The sequence below is a fragment of the Streptomyces sp. NPDC060198 genome (assembly GCF_042728415.1).
In the GTDB taxonomy this organism is placed as follows: domain Bacteria; phylum Actinomycetota; class Actinomycetes; order Streptomycetales; family Streptomycetaceae; genus Streptomyces.
This window is the reverse complement of sequence record NZ_JBHWZJ010000013.1, coordinates 1-26376: the sequence shown is the minus strand read 5'-3', so window position 1 is coordinate 26376 and position 26376 is coordinate 1. Positions and strand designations below refer to the sequence as shown.

The 26376-nt window shown below is 74.1% G+C and carries 18 protein-coding genes; 15 read left to right on the top strand and 3 right to left on the bottom strand.

Features of this window, described 5'->3' with window-relative positions; genetic code table 11:
* The 11 genes from ACFWEP_RS03790 to ACFWEP_RS03740 form a co-directional block, all read left to right on the top strand.
* A partial coding sequence (locus ACFWEP_RS03790; protein ID WP_387365034.1) for a hypothetical protein occupies positions 1-213 on the top strand: 213 nt, incomplete at its 5' end.
* 392 nt (positions 214-605) lie between these two features.
* Entirely contained in the window at positions 606-743 is a 138-nt protein-coding gene (locus ACFWEP_RS03785; RefSeq protein ID WP_387365031.1) for a hypothetical protein, read from the top strand.
* Positions 744-935: 192 nt separating this feature from the next.
* Entirely contained in the window at positions 936-3629 is a 2694-nt protein-coding gene (locus tag ACFWEP_RS03780) for a lanthionine synthetase LanC family protein (protein WP_387365028.1), read from the top strand.
* Between the two features lie 122 nt (positions 3630-3751).
* Positions 3752-5095 carry an MFS transporter gene (locus ACFWEP_RS03775; RefSeq protein WP_387365025.1) on the top strand — a complete coding sequence of 448 codons (1344 nt, stop codon included), beginning with the start codon at positions 3752-3754 and terminating at the stop codon, positions 5093-5095.
* Positions 5096-5459: 364 nt separating this feature from the next.
* Positions 5460-7559, top strand: a complete 2100-nt coding sequence (locus tag ACFWEP_RS03770; protein WP_387365022.1) for a BTAD domain-containing putative transcriptional regulator — start codon at positions 5460-5462, stop codon at positions 7557-7559.
* A complete protein-coding gene (locus tag ACFWEP_RS03765; protein WP_387365019.1) occupies positions 7541-8626 on the top strand; it encodes a radical SAM protein in 1086 nt (361 codons plus the stop codon). Before ACFWEP_RS03770 ends, ACFWEP_RS03765 begins: the two co-directional genes overlap by 19 nt.
* Positions 8623-9351, top strand: a complete 729-nt coding sequence (locus ACFWEP_RS03760; RefSeq protein ID WP_387365016.1) for an iron-containing redox enzyme family protein — start codon at positions 8623-8625, stop codon at positions 9349-9351. Before ACFWEP_RS03765 ends, ACFWEP_RS03760 begins: the two co-directional genes overlap by 4 nt.
* On the top strand, positions 9348-9548 hold the full coding sequence (locus ACFWEP_RS03755) for an aroma-sacti cluster domain-containing protein (protein ID WP_387365013.1): 201 nt from the start codon (positions 9348-9350) through the stop codon (positions 9546-9548). The genes ACFWEP_RS03760 and ACFWEP_RS03755 overlap by 4 nt, the downstream gene beginning before the upstream one ends.
* A gap of 71 nt (positions 9549-9619) precedes the next feature.
* Complete coding sequence (locus tag ACFWEP_RS03750; protein ID WP_387365010.1) at positions 9620-12994, top strand: adenylate/guanylate cyclase domain-containing protein; 3375 nt, start codon at positions 9620-9622, stop codon at positions 12992-12994.
* Positions 12991-13848, top strand: coding sequence for a S8 family serine peptidase (locus ACFWEP_RS03745; RefSeq protein ID WP_387365008.1), 858 nt, complete (start codon positions 12991-12993; stop codon positions 13846-13848). The genes ACFWEP_RS03750 and ACFWEP_RS03745 overlap by 4 nt, the downstream gene beginning before the upstream one ends.
* Complete coding sequence (locus ACFWEP_RS03740) at positions 13848-14429, top strand: GAF domain-containing protein (RefSeq protein ID WP_387365005.1); 582 nt, start codon at positions 13848-13850, stop codon at positions 14427-14429. Before ACFWEP_RS03745 ends, ACFWEP_RS03740 begins: the two co-directional genes overlap by 1 nt.
* A 70-nt stretch (positions 14430-14499) precedes the next feature.
* On the opposite strand, the gene ACFWEP_RS03735 is transcribed toward ACFWEP_RS03740, so the two are convergent.
* Positions 14500-17283 (bottom strand): LuxR C-terminal-related transcriptional regulator, encoded by a 2784-nt coding sequence (locus tag ACFWEP_RS03735; RefSeq protein ID WP_387365002.1) that lies wholly within the window; start codon positions 17281-17283, stop codon positions 14500-14502.
* Between the two features lie 215 nt (positions 17284-17498).
* Between ACFWEP_RS03735 and ACFWEP_RS03730 the strand changes: the two genes are divergently transcribed.
* The 3 genes from ACFWEP_RS03730 (at position 17499) to ACFWEP_RS03720 (ending at position 21083) form a co-directional block, all read left to right on the top strand.
* Positions 17499-18167 carry a LuxR C-terminal-related transcriptional regulator gene (locus ACFWEP_RS03730; protein ID WP_387364999.1) on the top strand — a complete coding sequence of 223 codons (669 nt, stop codon included), beginning with the start codon at positions 17499-17501 and terminating at the stop codon, positions 18165-18167.
* Between the two features lie 184 nt (positions 18168-18351).
* Positions 18352-19047: a DUF4255 domain-containing protein gene (locus tag ACFWEP_RS03725; RefSeq protein WP_387365067.1), complete on the top strand. Its 696-nt coding sequence runs from the start codon at positions 18352-18354 to the stop codon at positions 19045-19047.
* Complete coding sequence (locus ACFWEP_RS03720) at positions 19044-21083, top strand: ATP-binding protein (RefSeq protein ID WP_387364996.1); 2040 nt, start codon at positions 19044-19046, stop codon at positions 21081-21083. The genes ACFWEP_RS03725 and ACFWEP_RS03720 overlap by 4 nt, the downstream gene beginning before the upstream one ends.
* Before the next feature lie 25 nt (positions 21084-21108).
* Here the strand turns inward: ACFWEP_RS03720 and ACFWEP_RS03715 are convergent, their stop codons facing one another.
* Both ACFWEP_RS03715 and ACFWEP_RS03710 read right to left on the bottom strand, forming a co-directional pair.
* A complete protein-coding gene (locus ACFWEP_RS03715) occupies positions 21109-22542 on the bottom strand; it encodes a hydrolase (protein ID WP_387364993.1) in 1434 nt (477 codons plus the stop codon).
* A 199-nt stretch (positions 22543-22741) separates the two neighbouring features.
* On the bottom strand, positions 22742-24298 hold the full coding sequence (locus ACFWEP_RS03710) for a LamG-like jellyroll fold domain-containing protein (protein WP_387364990.1): 1557 nt from the start codon (positions 24296-24298) through the stop codon (positions 22742-22744).
* A gap of 461 nt (positions 24299-24759) precedes the next feature.
* Between ACFWEP_RS03710 and ACFWEP_RS03705 the strand changes: the two genes are divergently transcribed.
* Positions 24760-26352, top strand: coding sequence for a phage tail sheath subtilisin-like domain-containing protein (locus ACFWEP_RS03705; RefSeq protein ID WP_387364987.1), 1593 nt, complete (start codon positions 24760-24762; stop codon positions 26350-26352).
* Positions 26353-26376 lie beyond the last annotated feature (24 nt).

Sequence of the window (26376 nt, the reverse complement as noted above, 5' to 3'; positions counted from 1 at the left end):
ACGGTCGGCACGGTCGGCACGGTCGGCACGGTCGGCACGGTCGGCACGGTCGGCACGGTCGGCACGGTCGGCACGGTCGGCACGGTCGGCACGGTCGGCACGGTCAGCGCCGTCAGCACGGTCGGCCGCTGCCGGGGGCGCTGTGCGCATGCGTTGCTGCCAGGTGCCGTCCACAGCCCACCCGAGCAGCCGTTCGTGAGCTGTCCGTCATGAACCCGGCTCGTCCGGCAGGTCCCGCCGGGGTGAGCCGGTGCGGTGCTTCCGGGCGGTGCCCTCAGGTCCGGGCGATGGCGTCCCACGTTCGGCGGTGGCCGGCCCCCGACGAGCACGCCGAGGAGACACGCTCCCGGTGTACGGACCCGTGAGGTCGGGAGCACGGCCGACCGCCGGCCGTGGTCTCCTCCGGCCGGGGCGACCGCACCCGTGTGCTTTCCGGGACGGCGGTGACCAGCGGGGATACCGATCGGGCACCGCGTGTAGTCCGATCCCGGACCGGCCGCTCCTAGCGTTCTGTCCATCGGCGAAGGGCTCAGGCTCGGGCCGGGGCCGCCCGCGAGGGCGAGCGCACCACTCCACCGTTCCGTACATCGATCAAGGAGACGATCATGGCTGACGACATCGAGCCCACCGGTACCGACGAGTCCGTTCTCCCGCTGCAGGAGTTCGGCAGCGACGAGGAAGACGACGTGCTGGCGCACGGCAGCACCACGAGTGCCGTGAGCTGCGCGTACGAGCAGATCTGAGCCGTACTCGGTTCTCCCGCCGTGACCGGCCCAGGCCGGCCACGGCGGAGGTGTACCCGGGAGAGCGAGCCCTCCGCCGGGCCGCCGCCGCCCGTCCACGGCGTACCGGGCCGTGTCCGTGTCCGTCCCGCGGAAGCGCCCCGCCCGCCCAGGGAGGAGCCGCGGGAAGAGAAGGGTAGAGAAGGGGAGAGCATGCATCAGCCGCTCGCGTTCGCCGTCGCCGATCCGGAGTTCTACGCGCCGCTGGAGTCGGCGGCCGACCGGGGCGAGGTCTACCGCCCCGATCCGGTCCCGTCGGACTGGCGGAGCGTCGAGTCGGCGGTGTGGACCATGTGGTTCCGCCAGAAGCTGGAAGGCGTCGAGGACGGCTGGAAGGTCCACGTCTCCGCGAAGCCGGACCGCCTCCGGGAAGTGCTCGACGCCGTCGCCGCGATCTGCTTCGAGCAGGACGTCCCGTTCAAGCACCTGTCGTGCCGGCTCTTCTACCAGTGGGCGCACCACAAGCACGCCCCCCGGCCGCAGAGCGGCAAGTTCATCGCCGCGTACCCGTCCGACGAGGCCTCGGCACGACGGCTGATGGAGGCGCTGCGTGAGGCACTGGCCGACGAGGACGGGCCGTTCATCCTCACCGACCGGCGCTACGGCGATTCCCGGACGGTCCACTACCGCTACGGCGCCTTCGTGCCGCGCTCCCGCGTGCGGGCCGACGGTACCCACGTGCTGCTGGCCCGGGACGGCGACGGCGCCCTGGTGGAGGACATGCGGGGGACCTCGTTCCGGCCGCCGGAGGGCATCTCGGACCCGTTCCGGGCGCCGGCGAAGCCCTCGGCCGCCCCACCCGCTGAGGCCACCGGGAAGACACCGGGCACGACGGCCGCGGCAGGCCCCGCGAAACCGGTCGAGGGCCGCGCGACGCAGGGCAAGGGCCCCGCGAAACCGGTGACGATGCGCGGCTTCGTCTTCGAGGCGGCGGTGCGGCACAGCAACGCCGGAGGCGCGTACCGGGGTCGTGAAGCGGCCACCGGGCGGCCCGTATTCATCAAGGAGGCCCGGGCGCACACCGCCGTCGAGGACGACGGCCGCGAGTCCCGGTCGCGGCTGCGCGCCGAGTGGGAGACCCTGCGCGCGCTCCATGAACTGGCTCCCGGGCTGGCCCCCGAGCCGCTGGCCCACTTCACGGCGTGGGAACACGACTTCCTGGTCACGGAGTTCATCGAGGGCAGGCCGATGAACAGCTGGATGGCCGTCACCAGCCCGCTGATCCGGGCAAGCGCGACCCGACAGGACGTCACCGACTACTTCGAGCGCTGCCGCACGCTGATCGAAGGCGTCGAGCGGACCCTCGACCGGCTGCACTCCTGCGGCTACCTCTTCGTCGACATCAGCCCCGGAAACGTCCTCGTCGACGACGACGACCACATCCGGCTGGTCGACTTCGAGGCCGCCCAACGCCCGGGCGAGGACTTCACCTTCATGGGGACCCCCGGCTACGCGCCCCCGGCCGCCATGGTCGCGCAGGACCCGTCGGTCTGCGACGACTACGGCGTCTGCGCACTCGCCCAGCTGCTCGTGGCGCCGTTCCACCACGTGGTGGCCCGCAACCCGGAGGCGCTGGAACACCTGAGGTACGGCATCGAGCGGACCGGCCCGGTGCCGGAGCACCTGTGGCGGCGCCTCACGAAGTACCGCACGCCGAGCGGCAAGGGCCCGCTGCCCGGACCCCGGGAAGTGGCGGCCGACCCGCCGACGCACCTGGCCGCGCTGCGCGACTCGGTGGCCGACGCGCTGGTGGCGATGGCGGACCCGGAACATCCGGATCGGGTCTTCCCCACCATCGCGGACGGGTACCGGACCAACACCCTCTGCGTGGCCTACGGCACGGCGGGCGTCGTCCACGCCCTGCACCGGGCCGGCCGGCCGCTGCCCGCAGGGGTGCTGGAGCGGCTGCGGCGAGAAGCCCTGGAGAAGGCCGGCGACCTCGCCCCGGGGCTGTACGCCGGGGTGGCCGGCATCGCCGCGGTGCTGGCCGGCCAGGGGCTGGTGGACGAGGCCCGGGACATCCTCGCGGTCGCGGACCGGCACCCGCTGGCGGCGGAGAGCGCGACCGTGTTCGGCGGCTCCGCCGGTCTGGCCATGGGCCACCTGGCGCTCTACGGCCACACCCGCGACGAGCACCACGTGGAGCGGGCGCTCGCGCTGGCCCGCGCCCTGCCGGACGACGGGGAACTCACGGCCGGGCTGGGCCGGGACGAGGCGAACGGCCTGGCCCACGGGCCGTCCGGAGTCGCCCTGATGCTCCAGCAGCTGGCCTCGGTCTGCGGTGACCGGACACTCCTGAAGCGCGGGCTGGACCTGCTGCACCTGGAGCTGGACCGCGAGGCAGCCCCGGAGGAGGCGGGCATGACCTTCCCCGTCTCGGCGGTGGACCGCCGTGCCATGCCGTACCTCTACTGCGGGTCGGCGGGGATGCTGCACGTGGCCTCCCGCTACCTGGCGGTGACCGAGGACGAGCGGCTGGCCGCGGCGATGCCCCGGCTGCTGCCGGTGATGGACGTCACCTACACCGTGATGCCGGGGCTCTTCCAGGGCCTGTCGGGTCTGGGGTTCGCCCTCGCCGACCACGCGGCGGTCACCGGCTCGACCGAGAGCCGGGCGGCGGCGGTGCGGACGGCGCGGAAGCTGTTCGGCTACGCCGTGCCGCACGCCACCGGGACCCGCTTCCCCGGCGATCAACTGCTGCGCCTCAGCGCGGACCTGTGGAGCGGCTCCGCCGGTGTGCTGCTCTTCCTGACCGAGCTGCTGACGCCCCGCCCGGACGCCCTGTTCACCGTCGACTCCCTTTCCGAGGCGGCACCGCCCGCGGGGCGGGGGCCCGCAGCCGGGTAGTGCCGCCGCCCTCCTCCGGGCGGGGCCCCTGTCCGTGTCCGACGGGAACGGCCGGACACGGCTGGGCGGCCCGCCCGGAGGGGGCACGAAGAGATCCCCTTCTCCCCTCCTTGGAGTGCCGAATGTCAGTGCGGCGTGACGTCAACCTCTACTGGTGCGGGCAGACCGCCACGGCGTTCGGCACGGTGTTCACCGCCATCGCCCTGCCGGTCGTGGCCCTGACGGATCTCGGGGCCACCGCCGGCCAGGTCGGCCTGATCAGCGCGGCGTCGACGGTGCCGGGCATCGTGCTCGGCCTGCTCGCCGGGGTGTTGGCGGACCGGATCGTCCACCCGCGCCGGGCGATGATGCTGCTGGACCTGCTGTCGGCCGCCGCGGTCGGTGGGGTGGCCCTGGGCCTGCGGCACGGGGTGGCGTCGATCGGCTGGCTGATGGCCCTCGGGCTCGTGCAGGGATTCCTCGCGGTCCTGCTCAGCTCCCTCTACTTCGTCCATCTGCGCCAACTGGTGGGCGCGGAGGCGATCGGGCCGGCCCGGGCCAGGCTCCAGGCCGGGCAGTTCGGCGCCGCTCTGGTCGGCCGGATCCTGGCGGGCCCGGTGATCGCCCTGTTCGGCAGCGCGGCGGCGCTGGGCACGGATGCCGCCAGCTACCTCCTGAGCGCGCTGGCCCTGGTGTCCATGCGGTCGTCGGACCGGACGGCCGAACAGCCGGGGACGGGGAAGCGTGGAGAGGGCCTCCGGGGCGCCGCCGCCGGGCTGCGGTTCTTCGTCGGCCACCCGTTCCACCGTGCCCTGCTGCTGTTCCTGGTGGCCCCGGCGGCCGCGCTGGCCGGGGCGGCGACCCTGACCGGTCCGTTCCTGCTGCGCACGGTGCACGTCCCGGTCGGTGTGTACGGGCTGGCGTTCGTGCTGGCGGGCGTCATGGGCCTGACCGGGTCGGCCATAGCCGGCCGGCTGCTGGGCCCCGGGCGTGACGCCCGTACGACGGTACTGGCGGGCTTCGCGGGGGCGTTGCTGACGTCGGCCCTGCTGCCGGTGGCGGCGGGGCCGCTGCCGGTCGCCGTGTTCTGCGCCGCCCTGGGGATCGGCCTGCCCGTGCTCTTCGGCGCGGTGGCCAACGTGGCCCTGGTGTCGGTGCTGGCCGCGGACGTCGAGGAGTCGATGATGGGCCGCGCGATGGCGGGCCTCCAGGTCATCACCTCGTCGACGGTGCTGGTCGGTGCGCTGGCCGGAGGGTTCCTGGGCGATCTGTTCGGGGTCCGTACGGCCCTGTGGGTGCTGACCGGCACGGCGCTGCTCGTCGTCGGCCTGGTCGGACCGGCGGCCGTGCGCGCCGCCCGCGACCTGCGCGAGGCGGAGGCGGACGAGACGGCTGAGGGCGAGGCGGACGGGACGCCGCAGGACGCGGCGGATGGTGCCCGCGGTGCGGTGGGCGGGGCCCCGACCGGGCCCACGGCGGCCGTCTGAGGCGCGCCCCACGACACGTGTCCGGGTACCCCGGAGCCCGGTGCGCGGTCGGCGTACCGGGCTCACGTACGTGGGGCGGGCGGCGGCGCACAAATATGGGGGCGGCACACCGATGCGTGCCGCCGGGGACGCGACAACGATGGCCATGACAACGACCGCGCCGCACCGCGCAGGTAACCGCCTCCACCGCACCACCGCACCGAACGGCCCCGCCGCACCGCACCGCACCGAACGGCCCCGCACCACCGCACCGCACCGAACGGCCCCGCCGCACCGCATCGCACCGAACGGCCCCGCCGCACCGCATCGCACCGCATCGCCCCCACCGCCCGACGCGCGCCCCAGACGCTGAAGGAATGCCCGCATGTCCGTGCCCATGCCTGTGTCCGACGTCGACTCCCCCCGCCCCGTGCTGTTCTCGCTGCTCGGCCCGCTCACCGTCACGAGCGGGGAGCAGACCCTGGCGCTCGGCCCGCTGAAGCAGCGGGCGGTCCTGGCCATGCTGCTGTGCCACCCCAACACCCCGGTCTCCGTGGACTGTCTGGCCGACACCGTCTGGCCCGCCGAGGCTCCCCGCACCGCCCGCAAGAACCTCCAGAAGTACGTATGGGCGCTCCGGCGGCTGCTGTGCGAGGCCGGTCTGCCCGACCGGCTCGACCTGGCCCCCGGCGGCTATCTGCTGCGGGTGCGGGAGGACGAGGTCGACACCCTGAGGTTCCGGGCGCTGACCGCCGCGGGGCGAGAGGCCGCCCGCGGCGGCCGGCCGGACACCGCGGTGGAGCTGATGCGCCGGGCGCTCGACCTGTGGCAGGGGCCGCCCCTGACGGAGCTGTCGGACTCCGAGCCGCTGCACACCGAGGCCGACCGGCTGACCGACCGCTACCTCTCCGCGTACGAGACCTGGGCCGAACTCGCCTCGGCGCGGGGCCGCGACACCGAGGTCGCCGAGGCGGTCGCCGACGTCGTCGAGGAGCACCCGCTCCGGGAACGGCTGCGGGCCGTGCAGATGATCGCGTTGCACCGGGCCGGGCGCCAGAGCGAGGCGCTCGCCGTCTACGGGTCGCTGCGGCAGCTGCTCGCCCGCGAGCTGGGACTCGCGCCGAGCGCGGTCATGGAGGAGGCGTACCGGGCGGTGCTGGCCGGAATTCCCGGCGACTTCGACCGCCCCGCGCCGACCGCCGCCCGCCGGGCGCCCGCACGGACCCTGCTGCCCCCCGACACATCCGACTGGACCGGCCGCCGGGAGCAGCTGGCCGAGCTGCGGGACGCGGTGCGGCACGGAGACGGCCAGGTCAACGTGCTCGTGGGGCCGGTGGGTACCGGTAAGAGCGCCCTGATGGTCCATCTGGCGCACTCGTTGCGCGAGGACTTCCCCGACGGCCGGCTCCTCGTCGACCTCCGTCGGGCCGACGGCACGAACCGCCGACTCGCCGACGTCCTCGGCGAGCTGGCCCGGGCAGCCCGGCTCGACCGTGTCACGGCGCTGCTGCCGGACCATCCGGCGCAGGCGGCGGCGGTGTGGCGGGACTGGCTGGCGGAGCACCGGGTGCTGCTGCTGCTGGAGAACGCCCCCGACGAGGCGGCCGTGCGCCCCTTGCTGCCGGGCACCGGCGGCGGTGCGGCCGTGATCGCCTCGCGGTCGTGGCTCGCGGGTCTGGCCGGTGCCCACCGGATCGTCGTGGAGCCGCTGACCGTCGAGGAGGCGATGGAACTGCTCGGCCGCATCGCGGGCCCGTCGCGCGTCCACGCCGACCGCGCCTCCGCCCGGCGGATCGTGGAGGCTTGCGGGCTCTCGCCGCTCGCCGTGCGGATCGGCGGTCAGCGGCTGGCCGTCCTGCGTCATCTGCCACTGTCCGAGTACGCGGCCAGGCTGTCCGGGCCGGAGGCGGTGATGGACGAACTGTCCGTCGGGGACCTCGCCGTGCGCAACCGGCTGGCGGACGGCTGGCGGACCCTGACGGACCTCGGCAGATCCGTGCTGCTGCGCCTCGGACGGCTGCCGCTGGCCCGTCCCTTCACCCTCGGCGAGGCCGCGACGGCGCTCGACTGTCCGGAGCCCGCGGCGCTGCGCGTACTGGAACAGCTCATCGGCACCGGGGCGCTGGTCTCCCCGTCGGCCGAGGTCACCGCGCACGCGGCCCGGTACGAGCTGCCCCGGCTCGCGCACCTCTATCTGCGGGAGCTCGACGGCGGACGCGGTGAGCCGGCCGCCCCGTGGACGGTCGCACCGCCGGTGGCCGCACCGCCGGTGGCCGCACCGCCGGTGGCTGCGGCCCAGTGCCTCACGCCCCAGTCGCCCGCCGCCCTTCCGCCCGCTGCCCTGGCCGTCGCCGACCCCTCCCGAACTGCGGATATGCCAGTCGGAAACCACTGGGCAACCAGTAGGGGACCGGCCGTTGCCAAGCTGCTCACGACCCCGTACGACCGAGCGGAAGGGGAGGACTCGTGGAACTGGGCGAGCTGATCGCACTGCGCCCCGTCCCGGCCGCCGGGCTCCTGCTGACGCTCACCCGTCGCTGCCCGCTGTCCTGCGCCCACTGCTCGACCTCCTCCACGACGGCGGGCGAGCAGACCGCCGCGGACCTGCTGCGCGGCTTCGTCGCCTCCTTCACCGCGGCCAACGCCCCCCGGGTCGTGCTGCTCACCGGCGGCGAACCGTTGCTGCGCCCGGACCTCGCCGCCGACCTCGCCGCGCTGGCCCGCGCGGCGGGTACCCGCACCGCTCTGCTGAGCGGCATGTTCTTCGCCCGGGGCGGCGGGCGGGTGCCCGCGCGGATCATGCGGGCGATCACCGCGGCCGACCACTTCTCGGCCAGCCTCGACGTCCACCACGAACGGGAGGTGGCGCGCGCCGACGTGTTCGCCGCCGTACACCGCGTCCTCGACGCAGGGGTCCCCGCGAGCTTCCACCTGACCGGGACGGGACCCGACGACCCGTACCTGGTCGACGTGGTCGCCGCCGTCCGCGCCGAGTTCGCCGACCGGGTGCCGATGCTGGTGAACGACGTCCGGCCGGTCGGCCGCGCCGCGTCCTGGACCGGTGCCGCCGTGCGAGCGGACGGTCCGGACGGCGGCGCGGCGGTGCCCTGCCCGATGGCGGCCTGGCCGACGGTGGCCTTCGACGGCACGGTCGTGGCCTGCTGCAGCCAGCGGACGGTGGACGCCCGGCCGGTACCCGCCCACCTGCTCCTCGGGAACCTGGCCGAGGACGACTGGGAGACGGTACGCGCCCGCTCCCTCGGTTCCCCGGTTCTGCGGATGCTCCGCGTCGTGGGCCCGGGACACCTCAGCGCCCGGTACGCGCCCGGAGCGCCCGACCTCGGACGGTGCGGTACCTGCCGGGCGCTCGCCGACCGGCCCGACGCGCTCGCGGGAGCCGCGCGGGACGGTTCCGGGCCGGTCGGCGAGCTCCTCGACCGCCACGGTGCGCACGCCCAACTAGCCGCGGGACCAGTTGAGTTCGTCCGCCGTCATGGCACCCGTGCCTACGCCGGTCTGGTCTCCCCCACGCCGGACGGGGGCCGGCCGTGATCCTCTCCGTACCCGGCCCGGCGACCGGAGTCGTTGCCCCCGGCGCCCCGGTCCCGCCCGCGGCCTCCGCCGTGCTGCGCACCCGGCTGGCGCTCGCGGAGCCCACCCTGCGGGCGGCCTGCGCGGCGCTGTGGCACCCCGACGGGCTCCGGCCGCGCTACCTCCGCTACCTCGCCGCCATGCACGGGCTGATCCGGGCCTCCGTACCGCTCATGGAGTCGGCCGCCCGCCGCTGTGCGGAGACTCCCGGCGACCCGCTCGCCGAACGGCTGGGCCGGTACCTCGCCGCGCACGTCGAGGAGGAACGCGACCACGACGCCTGGCTCCTCGACGACCTGGCCGCCGCCGGCGGCGACCCGGCCGCGCTCCTGGCCGCACAGCCCCCGACCGCCGTCGCCGAACTCGCCGGCGCCCAGTACTACTGGATCGAGCACCACCACCCGGTCGTCCTGCTCGGCTACATCCTCACCCTGGAACACCACGCGCCCTCGCCCCTGCTGGCCCGTCGGCTCGCACGGGACACCGGCCTGCCGCCGGCGGCCTTCCGCACGGTGCACGAGCACGCCGCACTCGACGGCGGTCACGCGGCCGACCTCGACGCCCTGCTCGACGAGCTGCCGCTGACCCCCGCGCAGCTCACCGCGGTGGCCGTCGGCGCCCTCCACGCCGCGGACGGGATCACCCGTCTGTTCGTCAGGCTCACCGCACCCGGAGGCCAGCTATGACCGATCGGCAGCACGTCCTGCACCGGCTGCGGGAGGCCGGCTTCTCCCTCGACGCCTTCACCGAGGAGCAGCAGGAGGTCCTGGAGGAGCTCGGCCCGGACGAACTCTCCCTGCTCCTCGACATCAAGAGCCGGCTCGACGAGGCCGGGCCCGACGTGCAGGCCCATGCCGAGATCGCCGGCGGCGCCCTCTTCTGACCCGACCGGGAACGCGGGCGCCCCGCCGGGGCCGTTCCCGCGTCCGACGACCTCGCCGAAGGTGGACCGGCATGACCTGCACCTACTGCCGCCAGTCGCTGCCGTCCGGCGCCCGGTTCTGCCCGTCCTGCGGCACACCGTGCGCCGAACCCCCGCAGGGTCCGGCGGACGCGCCGCAGGAGGGGCGCAAGGTGGTGACCGTCCTCTTCTGCGACATGGTCGGGTCCACCGCGCTCTCAGGGGCCCTCGACCCGGAGACCCTGCGCGGTGTGACCCTGCGCTACTTCGACCTCATGGGACGTCAGATCGAGACCTACGGCGGCACGGTGGAGAAGTTCATCGGCGACGCCGTGATGGCCGTGTTCGGCGTGCCGACGGTGCGGGAGGACGACGCGCGGCGGGCCCTGGCGGCCTCCCTGGGCATGCTGAAGGCACTCGAGGGGCTCAACGCCGACCTCGACGCCGCTCTCGGGGTGCGCCTGGGTGTCCGTATCGGCATCAACACGGGCCGGGTCGTCGCGGGAACCGACTCCTCCGCGAGGCAGGCCCTCGTCTCCGGCGAGACCGTCAACATCGCCGCCCGGCTCGAACAGAACGCGGGCCCCGGCGAGGTGCTCATCGGCCCGGACACCCTCCTCGCCGCAGGTCCCACCGTGCGGGCCGAGGAAGTCGGTCCCCTCGCGCTCAAGGGCAAGACCGACCGGGTCGTCGCCCACCGCCTGCTCGGTCTCGGTGAGGACGACCCCGAGTCGCTGCGCCGTTTCGATCTGCGCTTCGTCGGCCGGCAGCGTGAACTGGCCGCCCTGGACGAGGTGCTGGCCGACACGGCGGCGGGCGGCGGCGCCCGCCTGGTCACCGTCTCCGGCGAGGCGGGACAGGGCAAGACCCGGCTGGTCCGCGAGTGGCTGGAACACACCGCCCCCGCCCCCGCGCACGGCTCCGGGCGCTGTCGGCCCTACGGCGGCCGGGGCAGCCTCGCCCCGCTCGCCGACGCCTTGGCCGAGCTGCTCCCCGCGCACCACCGCCCCCCACGCTCCGGTACCTCGTCCCCCGCAACCGCAACCGCAACCGCCGCCGACGGCAGCGTGCCGCTCCGCACCGCGCGGGACGGCAACCCCGACGAGCCCTGCCCCTGTGCCCTGCACCGCGCGGCCGCCCCGGCACAACGCCCCGCCCTCACCGAGGCCCTGGCCGTCCTCGAAGGCGGGCTGCTCCTCGACGGCACGCCCAACCCGTCGGTGGACGACACCTGCGGCGCCCTCCTGCGGGTGCTCACCGCACTCGCCGCCCCGCGACCGGTCGTCCTCGTCGTCGACGACTGCCAGTGGGCGGCCCCCCTGCTGCTGGAAGTCCTCGACCGGCTCGTCACCCGGCTCGGCGACGCCGCCGTACTCGTCGTCTGCCCGGCCCGCCCCGAAGCGGCCGAGACCTGGGGCGCCCCGCGGGGCGCCGCGGTGACCCTCACCGGTCTGGCCCCGGAGGAGTGCGCGCTCCTCGCCGCCGAACTCGTCGTCCGCGCCGACCGTCTCCCGGACGGTCCGGCCCTGCTCGAACGCACCGGCGGCAACCCGCTCCACCTGGAGCACCTGCTCTCCGCCCTCGACGGGGACGCCGGCGGCGGGAACCCCGGAAGCGGCGGGTACGGCAGCGGAGCCGGCGCACGGGGGAGTGCCGGCAACGGGCCGGGGCGGCCCGCCGAACTGCCCCCGACCGTGCAGGCGCTCCTCGGCGCCCGGGTCGACGCCCTGGGCCCCGTCGATCGCGGTGCCCTCGACCTCGCCGCCGTGCTGGGCCGCGAGTTCACCGTCCACGAGCTCACCGGCCTCGCCGGCCGGGGTACGCCGGGCAGGCCCGCCCTGGACCCGCCCGCGCTCCGCCCCGCCCTGCTCGGACTCGGTCGCCGCCGGCTGATCGAACCCGCTCCGCCGCCGGCCGACCCCGCGTCGTACCGCTTCACCAGCGGGCTCGTCCAGGAGGTCGCCTACCAGTGCATGTCCAAGCGCACCCGCGCCGACCTGCACGCCGGTGCCGCGGCCCTCCCCTCGGTCCGTGCCGCCGGCCCCGCCGGCATCGGCGAACACCTCGAACTCGCCCACCGCTACCGAAGCGAACTCGGCATCACCGACGCGGACACCGCGACACTGCGGCGCGGCGCGGCCCAGGCGCTCGCCGAAGCGGGCGGCCGTGCCCTCTACCGCTCCGACCTCCTGCGCGCGGAGCACCTGCTCTCCCGCGCGCACGCCCTCAACCTGCCCGGGGAGCCCGCCACCGTGCCGACCGCCCGAAGGCTCGGCGAGGTCAACCTCGCCCTCGGCCGTACCGAGCGGGGCCGCACCCTGCTCTCCACGGCGCTCGCCGCCGTCGACCACCCCGAGGAGAGCGCCTACGCGCGGCTCGCCCTCGCCGTGGACGCCGCCCCGGGCGCCGACGCCGTTCCGGACGCCGCGCGGGCGGTGCTGCCGGTCTTCGAGGCGGCGGCCGACGACCTCGGCCAGGCCCGCGCGTGCCTGCGGCTCGCGCAGCACTACCAGGGGCGGGGCCGCCACGGTGAGGCGGACCGGCTGCTGCTCCGCGCGCTCCGCCGGGCCGTCGGGGCCGACGCCGAGCCCGAACGGGCCGCGGCCCTGGGCGCGATCGGCATCTCCCTCTGGCGGGGGCCCGAGCCGGTGGAGTCCGCCGTGGACCGGTGCCGTGCCCTCCTCGCCGACCACGGCCGTGGCCGGCGCACCGTGCAGGTCACGCTCAACCTTCCGCTGGCCGTCCTCCTCGCCCTGCGGGACGAGCACGACGCGGCCCGCGAACACCTCGCGCTCGCCGGCCGGCTCGCCCACGAACTCGGCTTCGCCGAGGCCGGTGTCTTCCTCCCGCTCTTCGGCGCGGCGGTGCACTCGGCCGCCCGCGAGCACTCCGCCGCCCTCGGACTGCTCGGCGAGGCCGCCCGGGCCGCCCGGACGCTGGGGGCCCGGGCGCCGCTGCGCACCATCACCCTGGAGTCCGCACGGATCCACCTGGACACGGGTGACGCCGACGAGGCCCACCGCGTCCTCGACGGCGACGCCGGGCAGTCCGTCGCGGACGGCGGCCTCGACGCCGAGACCGCCGACCACGACGGGCTGCGGGCGCGCCTCGCAGCGGGTCGGGGCGACGCCGACCGGGCCCTGCGGCTCGCCGCGCGGGCCGTCCGGGCCGCGGACCGGACGGACTCCCCGCTCGTACGGGCCCAGGCCGCGCTGGACGAGGCCGTCATGCTGCGGCTGCTCGGTCTCGGCCCGGAATCGGCGGACGCCGCCGGCCGCGCGGGACGCTGGTTCGGTACGAAGGGGCATGCGCCCGGGGTCCGCCTGGCCGCCGCCCTGCTGCCGGCCGGCAGCACCGTGCCCGGCGGCCCCCCGGCGCCCGGATCCGTACCGGAGCCGGACGTGAGCAGAAGGGAAGTCACCACATGACCGCCACCGCTCCCACGGCCGCCACCGGGCGCGGCGGGCTCACCTGGAGCCTGCGCGACAAGAGCCCCGAGGACATCGCCGTCACCGCGGACGGAGTGCTCGCGGGCCATCGGCAGGAGCCCCGCCAGGGCACCGGGCGGGGGGTCCGGGTGTGCGTGGTGGATTCCGGTGTCGAACCCGGCCATCCGATGATCGGCCCGCTCGGCGGCTCCTGGGTCGCCGTCCAGGGCGAGGACGGCATCGAGGTGCGGGCCACCGAATCCGGCGACAGCTGCGGCCACGGCACCGCCTGCGCCGGAATCATCCGCCGTACCGCACCCGACTGCGAGATCCACAGCGTCCGGGTGCTCGGCGAACGCTTCTCCGGAACCGGCGGCATCCTCCTCGCGGGTCTCCGGTGGGCCGTGGAGCAGGGCTTCGACGTGATCAACCTCAGCCTCTCGACCACGAAGGCACGCTTCGCCGAGGAACTGCACGCGCTCGCGGACACCGCCTACTTCGACCGCACCGTGATCGTCGCCTCCGCGCACAACTCGCCGGTGGAGAGCTTCCCCTGGCGGTTCGCCTCGGTGATCTCCGTCGGCAGCCACCAGGAGGACGACCCCGCACTGCACCTCTACAACCCCGACCCGCCCGTGGAGTTCTTCGCCCCCGGACAGAACGTGGAGGTGCCCTGGCTCGGCGGCACCTCCATCCGCAGCACCGGCAACAGCTTCGCCACGCCGTACATCGCCGGGCTCTGCGCCCGGTTCCTCTCCGCGAACCCCCGCATGACGACCTTCCAGTTGAAGAACGCCCTCTACCTCTCCGCAGCCAACGTCCGCGTACCCGACCGCAGCCCCGAAGGTGCCTGATGTCCTCTGCCGCCGAGCCTGCCGCGCACTCCGCCCAGCCCGTCGCCCTCGAACTGCTCCAGTCGGTCGTCGACGTCGCGAGAGCCATCTTCGGCGCCCAGGCCAGCTCCGTCTTCCTCCTCGACGAGGAGACCAACGAGCTGGTCTTCCAGGCCGTATCCGGCCAGGGCGAGGAGTTTCTCGTCGGACGCCGGTTCCCCGCCGACCGGGGGATCGCCGGATGGGTCACGGTCTCCGGCGAACCCGTGGTCGTCGACCGGCTCTCGCAGAACGCCGCGTTCGACCGTGCCTTCGCCCAGTCGACCGAGTACGTGCCCGACGCGCTGATGGCCGTACCCCTGCTGCACGACCACCAGATGCTGGGCGTCCTCGAAGTGCTCGACCCGTCCCCGCAGACCCGGTCCAGTCTGGGCGAGCTCGACCTGCTGATGATGTTCGCCCGGCAGGCCGCGACGGCGCTGCGCCTGGTCACCCACCACCGGCCGGCCGCCGCCCTCGCGCTCACCCCCGACGACCGGGTCACGGCGGACCGCCTTCTGACCCAGCTCCACGAACTCCTCGGCCCGCCCGGTGCGCCCTGACCGCTCCCGGGGGACGAACGGGCCTTCCGCGGACGGTGCCGCCGCCCCGCCCGCATCCTGTGGCGCCGGCTCAGTCCGATCCCAGTGACGTGACGAGCTCCACGCGCCGGTGTATCCCCAACTTCCGGTAGGTGTTGGTGAGATGGGTCTCCACCGTGCGCCGGGCCAGGTGCAGCAGGCCGGCGATCTCGGTGTTCGTGTGGCCGTCGGCGGCCAGCCGGGCGATCCGGCGCTCGCTGACGGTGAGGGAGCGCGCGCCCGTGCGGGTCGTGACACCGGGGCGGGCGCCGCCCTCGCGCAGGGACTGTTCGGCCAGAGTGCGCAGCCGCGCGGCGCCGAGCCGCTCGGCACGCTCGCACGCCTCGCGCAGGCATCGGCGGGCGTGGGAGCGCTCCCCCGCCGCAGTCAGGGCTCTGCCCCGCGCGATCAGCGCGCTGACCAGTTCCGACTCGACCGCGGCCGGCGCCTCCCTGAGCAGCCGTACGGCCTCCTCGGCCATCAGCAGACCGCGACGGCCGCCGGTCACCGTGCCGAGCACGCGCAGCGCGCGGCCCACCGTGCGCGGGGTGCCCCAGATCCGGGCCAGGCGCAGTTCCTCCTCGGCCAGGACGAGCGCCTGTCCGGGGCTGCCGAGGACCAGGCAGCACAGGGCGGCCGAGGAGCGCCACGGGGTGACGACCGGGCTGACCACCTGGCGTTCGGTCTGGCGGCGCCCGCACTCCAGGAAGTCGTGCAGCGCTCCGGCCGGATCTCCCCCTGCGGCGCGCTGGAGTCCTCGCGCGTGGAGAAGCCGGTTGCGACCCCAGGAGTCCGGGGCCTCCCGCAGGTCGAAGGCGTCCGCGAGCCGCCGTGCCTCGGCCGTGCGGCCCGCCTCCACGAGCCCGGTCAGCACGTGGGCGTGCACGGGGGTGGGGCCGGTGGTCCCGACGGTGGTCAATCCGGCCGGCAGCCGCGTGTACTCGCCCCGGGAGGCCGCGATGTCGGCGCGTACGTGGAGCAGCGCCATGTGCATGGGGTGCGACAGATGGGGAAGCCTGCCGGCCAGCTCCTCGGCCTCGTCGAGTTCGTCGGCCCACTGGGCGACGGTGGCCGCCGCGCCCAGCAGGAACGGTTCGGCGAGCGGGTCGGACGGTTCGGCGAGCAGGACCCGTACCTTCCTCATGGCCTCGTCCGCCGAGATCAGCCCGGCGGTGGCCGCGTACCGTACGAGCAGGGCCTGGGCGGCCGGGCTGACCAGCTCCGGAGTGCGTTCCGTGGTGTCGCGCAGCCACCGGTAGACCTCCCGGCGGACCGTCTTGTCCTGGTCGGACAGGAACACGGTGGCACCTTGCAGGGTGCTCGCCAGGCCGGGGTGGCCGGCGAGCTGGCCGTCCGCCGAGCGCAGCACCTCCAGGGCCGCGCGGGTGCTGCCCCGGCCGGCGAGCGCGGTGCCCAGGGCGACGGCCGCGCTGACCCGGTCACGCGGCGTGCCCGCCAGCGCGAGCGCCTCGGTGAACCGCGGTATCGCGGCCGACGCCTGGGAGCCCGCGTACTCCAGGGAGCCCAGTTCGGTCAGCAGTCGCTGCCGGTGCAGGTCGGAGAGCGGTTCCTCCAGGGCGCGGCGCAGGTACGCGAGGGCGTCGCAGGTCCGTCCGGCGCCCAGGGCCAGTGAGGAGGCGGCGTGCAGCGCGACCGGGGACCAGGACTCGCCCACCGGACCGGAGAGCAGCAGGTGCCCGGCGACGGTCTCGGGCGGGGCGCCCCGGCGCAGGGCCGCTTCGGCCGCCGCCCGGTGTATTTCGGACCGTCTGGTCGCCGGTACGCAGGCGAGGACCGCGTCCCGCAGCAGCGGGTGGGAGTAGCGGGGCCGTCCGTCGTCGGCGCACAGTAAGCCCATCTGGGTCATCGCGGTGAGCCAGCCCGCCACCCGGGCCGGATCGGCGCCCGACAGTTCGGCGAGCAGCGGGCCCGGGTGCTCCGCGGGTCGCTCCCCGCCACGGAGGCCGGAGTGTCCGGAGCCTTCCCGGGCCGGCTCCTCGTCCAGGGCCGCCAGGACGCACGCCACCTCGGCGGTACCCGCCCCGGCGTTCTCCAGCCACCACGAGACCGCCGCCGCGTACGCGCCCGGGTAGAGCGCGGCGGCGCTCTCGGGAACGGCCGGGAGGGTCCCGGAGGCTTCCAGGTCGTCGAGGAGGGCGCGCAGCAGCAGCGGGCTCGCCGCACCGGCCCGTGTGCACGCCTCGATCCACGACGCCGTGGCGGAGGGAAACCGTGCGCGCACCAGGCCGGCCGCCGCGTCGGCGGTGGGCGGGGCGAGGGTGTGGGTGCGGACGAGGGAGGGGGAGAGGCCGCGGGCGAAGCCCGGCGCCGGCCGGTCCACGTCGTACTGGCCGCGTTCGGTGACGGCCAGCAGCACCGGCAGCCGGAGCTGGTCCACGTGCCGGGCGGTCTCCACCAGCCACCGGTACGAGGGCGCGTCGGCGAGGTGCACGTCGTCCACGGCCACCACGAGCGGGGACTCCCCGGCGTGGGTGAGCAGCGACTGCCGCAGACGGTCGCCGTGTTCGCGCTCGCCGGCGGCGTCGTCCCACGCGAGGGCCGGTGCCCCGGGCCCTGCGCCGGAGCGCAGGAGCTGGAGGACGGCACCGAAGGGCACGGAGGCGTCAGCGGCGGAGCAACGGGCCCGCAGCACGCGCATGCCCTGCCCGGCGGCGGCCTCGGCAGCGGTCTCCAGGACGGTCGTCCGGCCGGTTCCGGTGGCCCCGCGCAGCAGGACCACGCCACCCTTCCCCGCACGGGCGCGGGCGGCACCGGTCGCGAGAAGTTCGGTCGCACCCCTGTGCTCGCGCGGTTGCTCGCTGTATGGTCCGGACATTCTGTCCCCTCCTTGCGACGGTGGAGTACGCGGTGACGTGCCCGCGACGGCCCCCGTGAGGAGTGCCGTCGCGGCCCGCGGCGACCGCCGGTCTCGTGGTGCCGCTCGTGGTGTTCCACGATTGCCGTGCCCTTGGCCGTTCCACGAGTGTGGAGAACGCGGACCCGCCACCTGCCGGACCCGGGTGACACGCACGCGTACATGGGGGAACCACGTTGCTGAGCGCCACGCGCACCACACAGCCCGGCCCGGCCGAGCCCGTGGACCGGATACGGGTCGCGGTGCACGCCCGGGACCCGATCTCGACCGAGGGAGTGCACAGCCAGCTGCGCCGGTACCCGGAGATCGACCTCCGGGACGAGAGCGAATCCGGCCCCGGAACCGTGCTGTTGCTCATCGAGGACACCCTCGACGAGGCGGTGCTGACCCGGCTGCGCCGACTGGCACGCGGTGAGGGCGCACGGGCGGCGCTCGTCGTGGGCACGCTGCGGGAGGCCGAACTGCTCGACGTGATCGAATGCGGCGTCGGCGCCATCGTGTGGCGCCACGAGGCCACCGCCGGCCGGCTCGTGCAGGCGATCCGCGCGGCGGACCGCGGCGAGGGCGACCTGCCGTCGGACCTGCTCGGACGACTCATCACCCAGGTGGGTACGCTGCACCGCCACGCGGCCGGCCGGCCCGGCCTCCCCGCCTCGGGGCTGACACCACGTGAGGTCGACGTGCTGAGGCTGGTGGCCGAGGGGTTCGACACCGGAGAGATCGCCAAGAAGCTGTCCTACTCCGAACGCACGGTCAAGAACGTCCTGCACGGGTTGACCACCCGACTGCACCTCCGCAACCGGGCGCACGCCGTGGCTCAGGCCTTGAGGGAAGGCTACATCTGACCGGAAGGGCAACTCGCGCCGCCCCTCGGGGCGGCGCGGTCTGCCCGTTCGCCGTCCCGGTGCGACTCGTGGGACGGGCGGTGGCGGAGGCAGGATCGACTGCGGCGGCCGGGGCGACCACGGTGGCGGGCACGACGGCATGGACGACACGCGGGGCCGGGAACGGCAGGGCGGGAGCACGACGGTGATCCACGAAGTGGACGAGGTCCTCAAGAACCTGCTCAGCGGAGGGGCGTTGAGCGGGTCGGGCATCGACATCGCCTTCGACGCTCCCACCCGGGACTGGGCCGCCCGCCGCAACGCGCCCACCATCAACGCCTATCTGTACGACATCCGCGAGGACATCAACCGCCGCCAGCGGGGCCAGGCCCCCGTGTACGACGAGCGCGACGTCGTCGTCAAGCGCCGTCAACCACCGCGCTGGTTCAGGCTGTCTTACCTGGTCACGGCCTGGACGAAGCAGCCCCAGGACGAACACCGGCTGCTCTCCGCCGCGTTGGCCACCCTCATCCCGCGCGAACTCATCTCCCCTTCCGAACTGCCCGGCTCGCTCGGCGAACTGGGTATGACCGTGCCGCTGTCGGTGGCGGGAATCCAGACCGAGGCCCGCTCGCTCGCGGAGATCTGGTCGGCGCTCGGCGGCGAACTCAAGCCCTCCCTCGACCTGGTGATCACCGCACCCTTCCCGGCCTACCCCGAGTACGACGCCGGCCCGCCCGTCACCGAGGGCGCCGCCGTCCGCGTGGGCTCTCTGGACGGCGCCATGGGCGGCACCCCCGCCGAAGCGCCGGAACGCGCCCACCGGGAACGCCAGGTGGCGGCTGCCCGCGAGGCCAGGAAGACGGCCCGTCGCAACCGGACCACGGGCAAGCGGACATGACCCCACGAGCCCCGGTCCGGGCGCCGGGCGACCTCGCCCACGCCGAGTCGCTCCTCGCCCGCCTCGCCGCGCTGCGGGAGCGCGTGGCGCTGCTGGTCGACCACCGCTCCGCCGACGACCCCACCGCGTCCGACCCGGTGCGCGGCCTGTACATCTCGGAGGCGGCGGTACGGCACCTGCTGCGCCCCGAGGAGCCCGCACGGCTCGACGCCGCCGGCCCGGCCGACTCCTACGACGACCGTCTGACCGACCTCGCCGTCCGGCTCGGCCTGACCGGACTCGATGTCCTCATCCTGCTCGTCGCGCTCGCCCCCGACCTGGACCGGAGCTTCGAGCAGCTGTACGGCTACCTCAACGACGACGTCGGCCGCCGCCGGGCCACCGTCGCACTCGCTCTCGACCTGTGCGGCATCCCCGTGCACCTGGCGTCGGCGCGGGCCCGGCTGCACCCGGCCGCTCCGCTGTGCGCGCTCGGCCTGCTCGCCGTGGAGGAGCCCGAACGCCCCTTCCTGAGCCGTTCGTTGAGCGTGCCCGACCGGCTGATGGCACATCTGCTCGGCGACGACTCCCCGGACGCGGCCCTCGCCGGACACCTCCATGCGCTGGACGCGGACGCCACGACGGACGACGAGCACGGGGCGTACGTGGCGCACGAGTCGTTCCAGGAGGCCGGGGCCGGTGGCTTCGTGCACCGTCTCGCCGCCAGGATCGCCGCCGGTCCGCCGGTCACCGCCTACGTCCGCGAGCGGCGCGAGGGCGACGGCCTGTCCTCCGTCGTCGCCGCCCTGCGCGCCGCGGGCCGCCCGGCCCTGCGTTTCACCGGGCCCGAGGGCAGCGTCCCGGTCCTGCTGCGCGAGGCCCGGCTGACCGGCCACGCGGTGGTCGTCCAGGGCCTTCCGGACAAACCGGAAGGCCTGATGGGGAAGTTGGCCGAGGCCGCGGACGTCACCGTGCTGATCACCGGACCGCGCCCGTACGACCCCCAGTGGTGCGACACGGACCCGCTCGTCCTGGAGGCGCCGCAGCGCGGCGCCGGCGCGGTCGGTGCCTGGTCGGCGGCGCTCGGCGAGGAGCCCGGCTTCGACCTCGCCGCGACCGTCGCCCCGTACCACCTCGCCGGTGAGCACATCGTCCGCGCCGCCCGCGCCGCCCGTGGCCTCGCCACGTTCGAGGGGGTCCCGCTGGCCCCCGCCCACCTGAGGCTCGCCGCCCGCCAGCAGTCCGCCTCCGGCCTCGAACAGCACGCCCGCCGCATCCGGCCCGACGTCGACTGGCGGGATCTGGTGCTGCCCCCCGGCCCGCTCACCCAACTGCGCGAACTCGCCCTGCGTGCCCGGCACCGCGACCGGGTCCTCGGCGAGTGGCGGCTGAGCGCGGGCGGCGGCCGGGGACGGGGCGTCCTCGGACTGTTCGCGGGCGCCTCGGGCACGGGCAAGACCCTGGCGGCGGAGGTCGTCGCGGCAGAACTCGGCCTCGACCTCTACACGGTCCAGCTGTCGTCCGTGGTCGACAAGTACGTCGGCGAGACCGAGAAGAACCTCGAACGCATCTTCACCGAGGCGGACCGCACCGACGCCGTACTCCTCTTCGACGAGGCCGACGCCGTCTTCGGCAAGCGGTCCGAGGTGAAGGACGCCCACGACCGGTACGCCAACATGGAGGCCTCCTACCTGCTCCAGCGCCTGGAGTCGTTCGACGGCATCGCGCTGCTCACCACCAACCTGCGCGCCAACATCGACGAGGCGTTCACCCGGCGCCTGGACCTGGTCGTGGACTTCCCGTTCCCCGACGTCGATCAGCGCCTCGCCCTGTGGCGGCACAGCCTGTCCCACGTGCCCTGCGAGGACGGCATCGACGTGAAGCAGGTCGCCGTGGTCTTCGAGCTGGCGGGCGGTTCGATCCGCAGCGCCGTGATGACCGCCGCCTACCTCGCGGCCGGCCGGGACGCCACGGTCACCGCGGCCGACCTGCTGGAGGGCGCCCGGCGCGAGTACCGCAAGGCCGGGCGGCTGGTACCGGGCGAGGGGACCTGGTAGGTCGCTCCGGCGCCCGGCCCCGGTGTCACTCGGCGGCGGGAGGCACCGTGAAAAGGACCGCTTCGAGCGCATGGCCGTTGTCGACCGTGCCGCCGAAGTTGTACGCGTTGCGCGGACCCTGGCACGTGGGGGCCTTGTCCCACTCCGAGCCGGTGAAGCGGATGTTCTGGCAGATCTGCCCGCTGCCGACGTTGATGGCGAACCCCGACATCACCTCGGCCTCCGGGTCGGTGCCGCCGATGTAGTTGTCCTTGCCGTCGGCGACGATGGCCGTCCACTGCGACGGTTGCCACGCGCCCTGCCCGTTGGTCGAGGCGGGGTCGTGGAGGAACGCGTTGGCCGAGGAGCCGCCGACGCCGTACACCGCGAAGTTCAGCGAGACGATCGGCACGCTCCGGGTGTTGCCGGCCATGGTGCCGTCGCAGACCGGGTCCGTCCAGCCCTCGCCCTTGATGAAGGCGCGGTAGCAGATGTGGCGTCCTGACGGGTCGTCCTTCGCCATGCGGTTCACGGCGGTCGCCGCGGTGGCCTCGGGTGCCTTCGGGGGCGTGGACTCCTTCTCGCCCCCGCCGTCACCGGACTCGGATTCCTCGGACGGTTCGGCTTGCGGCGCGGCGGTGGTGGGTGCGGTGGTGGGGGGTGGGGCGAGGGTGGCTTGGGGGGTGGGGGTGGGGGCGAGGGTGGCGCCTGCTTCGACGAGTTTTTCGTGGGTGCCGGTGGCGACGGCGGGTTTGTGGCTGAACCAGAGGGCGATGAAGGTGATGGTGAGGGCGAGGAGTATGCCGAGGAAGGTGGCGAGCCAGCGGGGGAGGAAGCCTTTTTGGACGAAGGTGCCGTCGATGGGGAGGGGTGTGGTGCCGGAGCGTTGGACGGTGAGGGTGTAGGGGCGTTGTTCTTTGGGGCCGAACCAGATGATGTTGCGGGGTTTGAGGGTGGTGGTGATGAAGGCGGCGCGGCCGGGTTCTATCTGGATGTTGCTGGGTCTGAGGTCGTAGGTGAGTTGGTCGCCGTTGTCGGTGCCGCCGAGTGAGGCGGTGAGTTTGGTGTTGCCGAGGTTGTCGACGGCGAGTTTGGGGCGTCCGCGGAATCGTCCTTTGACGGTGGGGGGGACGAGTTCGGCGCGGAGTTCGGTGAAGGGGGTGATGGTGAGGTTGCCCTCGGGGACGGTGGTTGCTTCGGGGTGTTCGGTGGGGGTGACGCGGATGGCGTAGGGGTTGGGGCCCGCGGTGGCGTCGGGGGTGCGTGGGGGTGCGAATCGCAGCTCGACGGTGCCGGTGGTTCCGGGGAAGAGGCGCAGGGTGGGTGGGTCGAGGGTGGTCCAGGGGGCGATGTCGCCGACCGCTTCGAAGCGGTATTCGTCCACCACGTCGCCGGTGTTGCGCAGGCGCAGTCGCACGGTGGTGGCGCTGCCGGGATCGACCGTGGCCGACGCGGGTTCCAGGGAGGTCCAAAGGCTCACCCGGCCACGGTAGATGAGAGATCACGTGCCCTCATGTGCCGTACCGTCAACGGTGGTTGGGGGTATCGCCGAAAGTGCCTGCCCGGTCGCTCCCCGCGTCCCGCCGAGGCGGAGGAATCTGCCCCGGGGGATGCCCCGCAGGCCATTGCCGTCCCACGGGTGGGGGCCTGTGGCGAGCCCCCGCCCGTGGGACGGGAGGTCAGTCCAACGCCTCGACCTGCGCGCGGGTGAGTGCCTGGTCCCACGCCGCGACCTCGTTGATCTGCCCGTCGAACATGTCGGCGTTGGCATCGGCGTACCTGGCCCGCCCGATGATGAAGGCGCCGGTCGTCTCGAACGGGTAGGGGTCCTTCGCGGAGCCCTGGGGCGCGCCGTCGACGTACAGCGTCTGGGTGCCGGTGGCTCCGTCGAAGACGCCGACCAGATGGGTCCAGGTGTGCAGGTTCGCCGGGGCCAGGGAGAGCGCGCGGTAGCCGATCGCGGCGTCCGAGCCGCCGTCCGAGCGGGTCCGTGCGAACGACCAGCGGTTCTCACCCGGGGAGTACTGGAGGTAGAAGGCGCTGTTGTGCTTCCCGCTCTGGCTGACCGCGGTGCGGAAGCCGCCGGTGCTGTTCAGGTTCACCCACGCCGAGACCGTGAAGCCGCTGCCCGGTCCGGTGGGCACCACCGAGCTCGTCGAGATCATCTGACTGCTCGAACCGTTGAAGGAGCCGGCGCCGCCGTGCCCCTCGGTGCCGGTCACGGCGGTCACGGTGAGCGGATGGGCACCGGTCTCGTCCTTGCCCGGCGCGCCGGGCCTGATCAGCCATTGGCCGATCGGCTCCGGTACCTCGATGGCCTCCTCCTCGCCGCCGGATCCGCCGGATCCTTCTTCCTTTTCGGAGGTGGTCTCTTGGGTGGGCTGGGTGGGTTGGGCTGCGGGTGCGGTGGTGGGGGGTGGGGCGAGGGTGGCTTGGGGGGTGGGGGTGGGGGCGAGGGTGGCGCCTGCTTCGACGAGTTTTTCGTGGGTGCCGGTGGCGACGGCGGGTTTGTGGCTGAACCAGAGGGCGATGAAGGTGATGGTGAGGGCGAGGAGTATGCCGAGGAAGGTGGCGAGCCAGCGGGGGAGGAAGCCTTTTTGGACGAAGGTGCCGTCGATGGGGAGGGGTGTGGTGCCGGAGCGTTGGACGGTGAGGGTGTAGGGGCGTTGTTCTTTGGGGCCGAACCAGATGATGTTGCGGGGTTTGAGGGTGGTGGTGATGAAGGCGGCGCGGCCGGGTTCTATCTGGATGTTGCTGGGTCTGAGGTCGTAGGTGAGTTGGTCGCCGTTGTCGGTGCCGCCGAGTGAGGCGGTGAGTTTGGTGTTGCCGAGGTTGTCGACGGCGAGTTTGGGGCGTCCGCGGAATCGTCCTTTGACGGTGGGGGGGACGAGTTCGGCGCGGAGTTCGGTGAAGGGGGTGATGGTGAGGTTGCCCTCGGGGACGGTGGTTGCTTCGGGGTGTTCGGTGGGGGTGACGCGGATGGCGTAGGGGTTGGGGCCCGCGGTGGCGTCGGGGGTGCGTGGGGGTGCGAATCGCAGCTCGACGGTGCCGGTGGTTCCGGGGAAGAGGCGCAGGGTGGGTGGGTCGAGGGTGGTCCAGGGGGCGATGTCGCCGACCGCTTCGAAGCGGTATTCGTCCACCACGTCGCCGGTGTTGCGCAGGCGCAGTCGCACGGTGGTGGCGCTGCCGGGATCGACCGTGGCCGACGCGGGTTCCAGGGAGGTCCAAAGGCTCACCCGGCCACGCTAGGCCGCGAAGGCGGCCGGGTCATGTGGTGTCGGGACGGATCCGGCCCTCCGCAGCGGGGAAGACGCGTGCCCGACCGGTGATCAGGTCCTGCCGGGGCAGCCTCGGTTGCCCCGGGGGTTGCCCGAAAGTCCCTTACCGGGCGGGGGTGGAGGGAGGTAATCCTGACGGGTCGAAGTCCCGGCCCGCTGTACTCCGCCGAGCACCCGGCTCTTCGCCCCGCCGCCGCGCAGGACTGGCGGGCCCCGGGCCAGGGGAACGGGGACGGGCCCCGGACGTGCACCCGGCGACCGGTCGCCCTCCGCGCCGAGGTGTCGCCTGCGAGCGCCCGTCAGCTGCCCTTGAGGGCAGAAACGATGCCCCCGGGCAGGGCCCTGGGGACGTTTCGGCGGTGTTCCCGCACGGGTGAGAGTAAGGCGGTTCCTGTCTCGTACCCCGAGGAGAGCAGAACATGCCGTCCTATTTGTCGCCCGGCGTCTACGTCGAGGAGGTGGCCAGCGGCTCGCGTCCCATCGAGGGAGTGGGCACGTCGGTCGCCGCCTTCGTGGGGCTCGCGCCGAGCGGTCCGCTGAACGAGCCGACCCTGGTCACCAACTGGAGCCAGTACGTGGCCGCGTTCGGTGAGTTCACCGACGGGTACTACCTGGCGCACTCCGTATACGGCTTCTTCAACAACGGTGGCTCCGCGGCCTACGTGGTCCGCGTGGGCGGCTCCGTCGACGGTGCCCCCCTCGACGGTGCGGCCGCCCCCGGCCGTGCCGCCGTGAAGGGCTCCGCCGCCCCGGCCGCGCTGGAGGCCGGAGAGTTCCGGCCGCTCGGCGGGTTCTCGGTCGCGGCCATCGCCCCCGGCACCAGCGGCGCGCTCAGCGTCGAGGTGACGCTGCCGGAGGACGACGGACCGGCCGACCGGTTCAAGCTGACGGTCAAGGATGGCGACAAGGCCGTCGAGACCTTCGACGTGTCCGCCAAGAAGGGCGGCCGCACCTACGTCGTCACGCAGGTGAAGGAGCGCTCCAAGCTCATCACCGTCGCCGAGGCCGCGCCCGCCGGACAGCTGGTCCGCCCGGACGCCCAGACGGTGGCACTCGTGGCTCCCGCACCGGCCGCCCCCGCAGAGCCGGCCGAGGGCCCCTACCCCGGCCCGGCCCGCTACCTGGGCGACTCCGCGGACCGCACCGGCTTCGGTGGCCTGGAGGCCATCGACGAGATCTCCATGGTCGCGGTGCCCGACCTGATGGCCGCCTACCAGCGCGGCGCGATCGACCTGGAAGCCGTCAAGGCCGTCCAGTTGGGCATGATCGCGCACTGTGAGCTCATGGGTGACCGTGTCGCGGTCATCGACCCGCCGCCGGGGCTGAATGCCCGTCAGGTCCGGGTGTGGCGACAGGAGACGGCCGGTTACGACTCCAAGTACGCGGCCCTGTACTACCCGTGGATCAAGTCCTTCGACCCGTCCGCCGGGCAGTCGGTGCTGATTCCGCCGAGCGGCCACGTCGCCGGCATCTGGGCCCGCAACGACGCCGAGCGCGGTGTGCACAAGGCGCCCGCCAACGAGGTCGTGCGCGGCGCGGTGGACCTGGAGACCCAGATCACCCGCGGCGAGCAGGACCTGCTCAACCCGATCGGCGTGAACTGCATCCGCGCCTTCCCCGGCCGCGGCATCCGCGTCTGGGGAGCCCGTACGGTCTCCTCGGACCCGGCCTGGCGCTACCTGAACATCCGCCGGTACTTCAACTACCTGGAGGAGTCCATCCTCCTCGGTACCCAGTGGGTGGTGTTCGAGCCGAACGACCACGCCCTGTGGGCGCGTATCCGGCGCAACATCTCGGCGTTCCTGGTCAACGAGTGGCGCAGTGGCGCCCTCTTCGGCCAGCGCCCCGAGGAGGCCTTCTACGTCAAGTGTGACGAGGAGACCAACCCGCCGGAGTCGGTCGACGTCGGCCGGGTGGTGTGCGAGATCGGCATCGCGCCGGTCAAGCCCGCCGAGTTCGTGATCTTCCGACTGGCTCAGTTCTCCAGCGGCAGCGGAGAGCTGGAGGAGTAGCCGGTCTCCCGGGTGGTGTCCGGC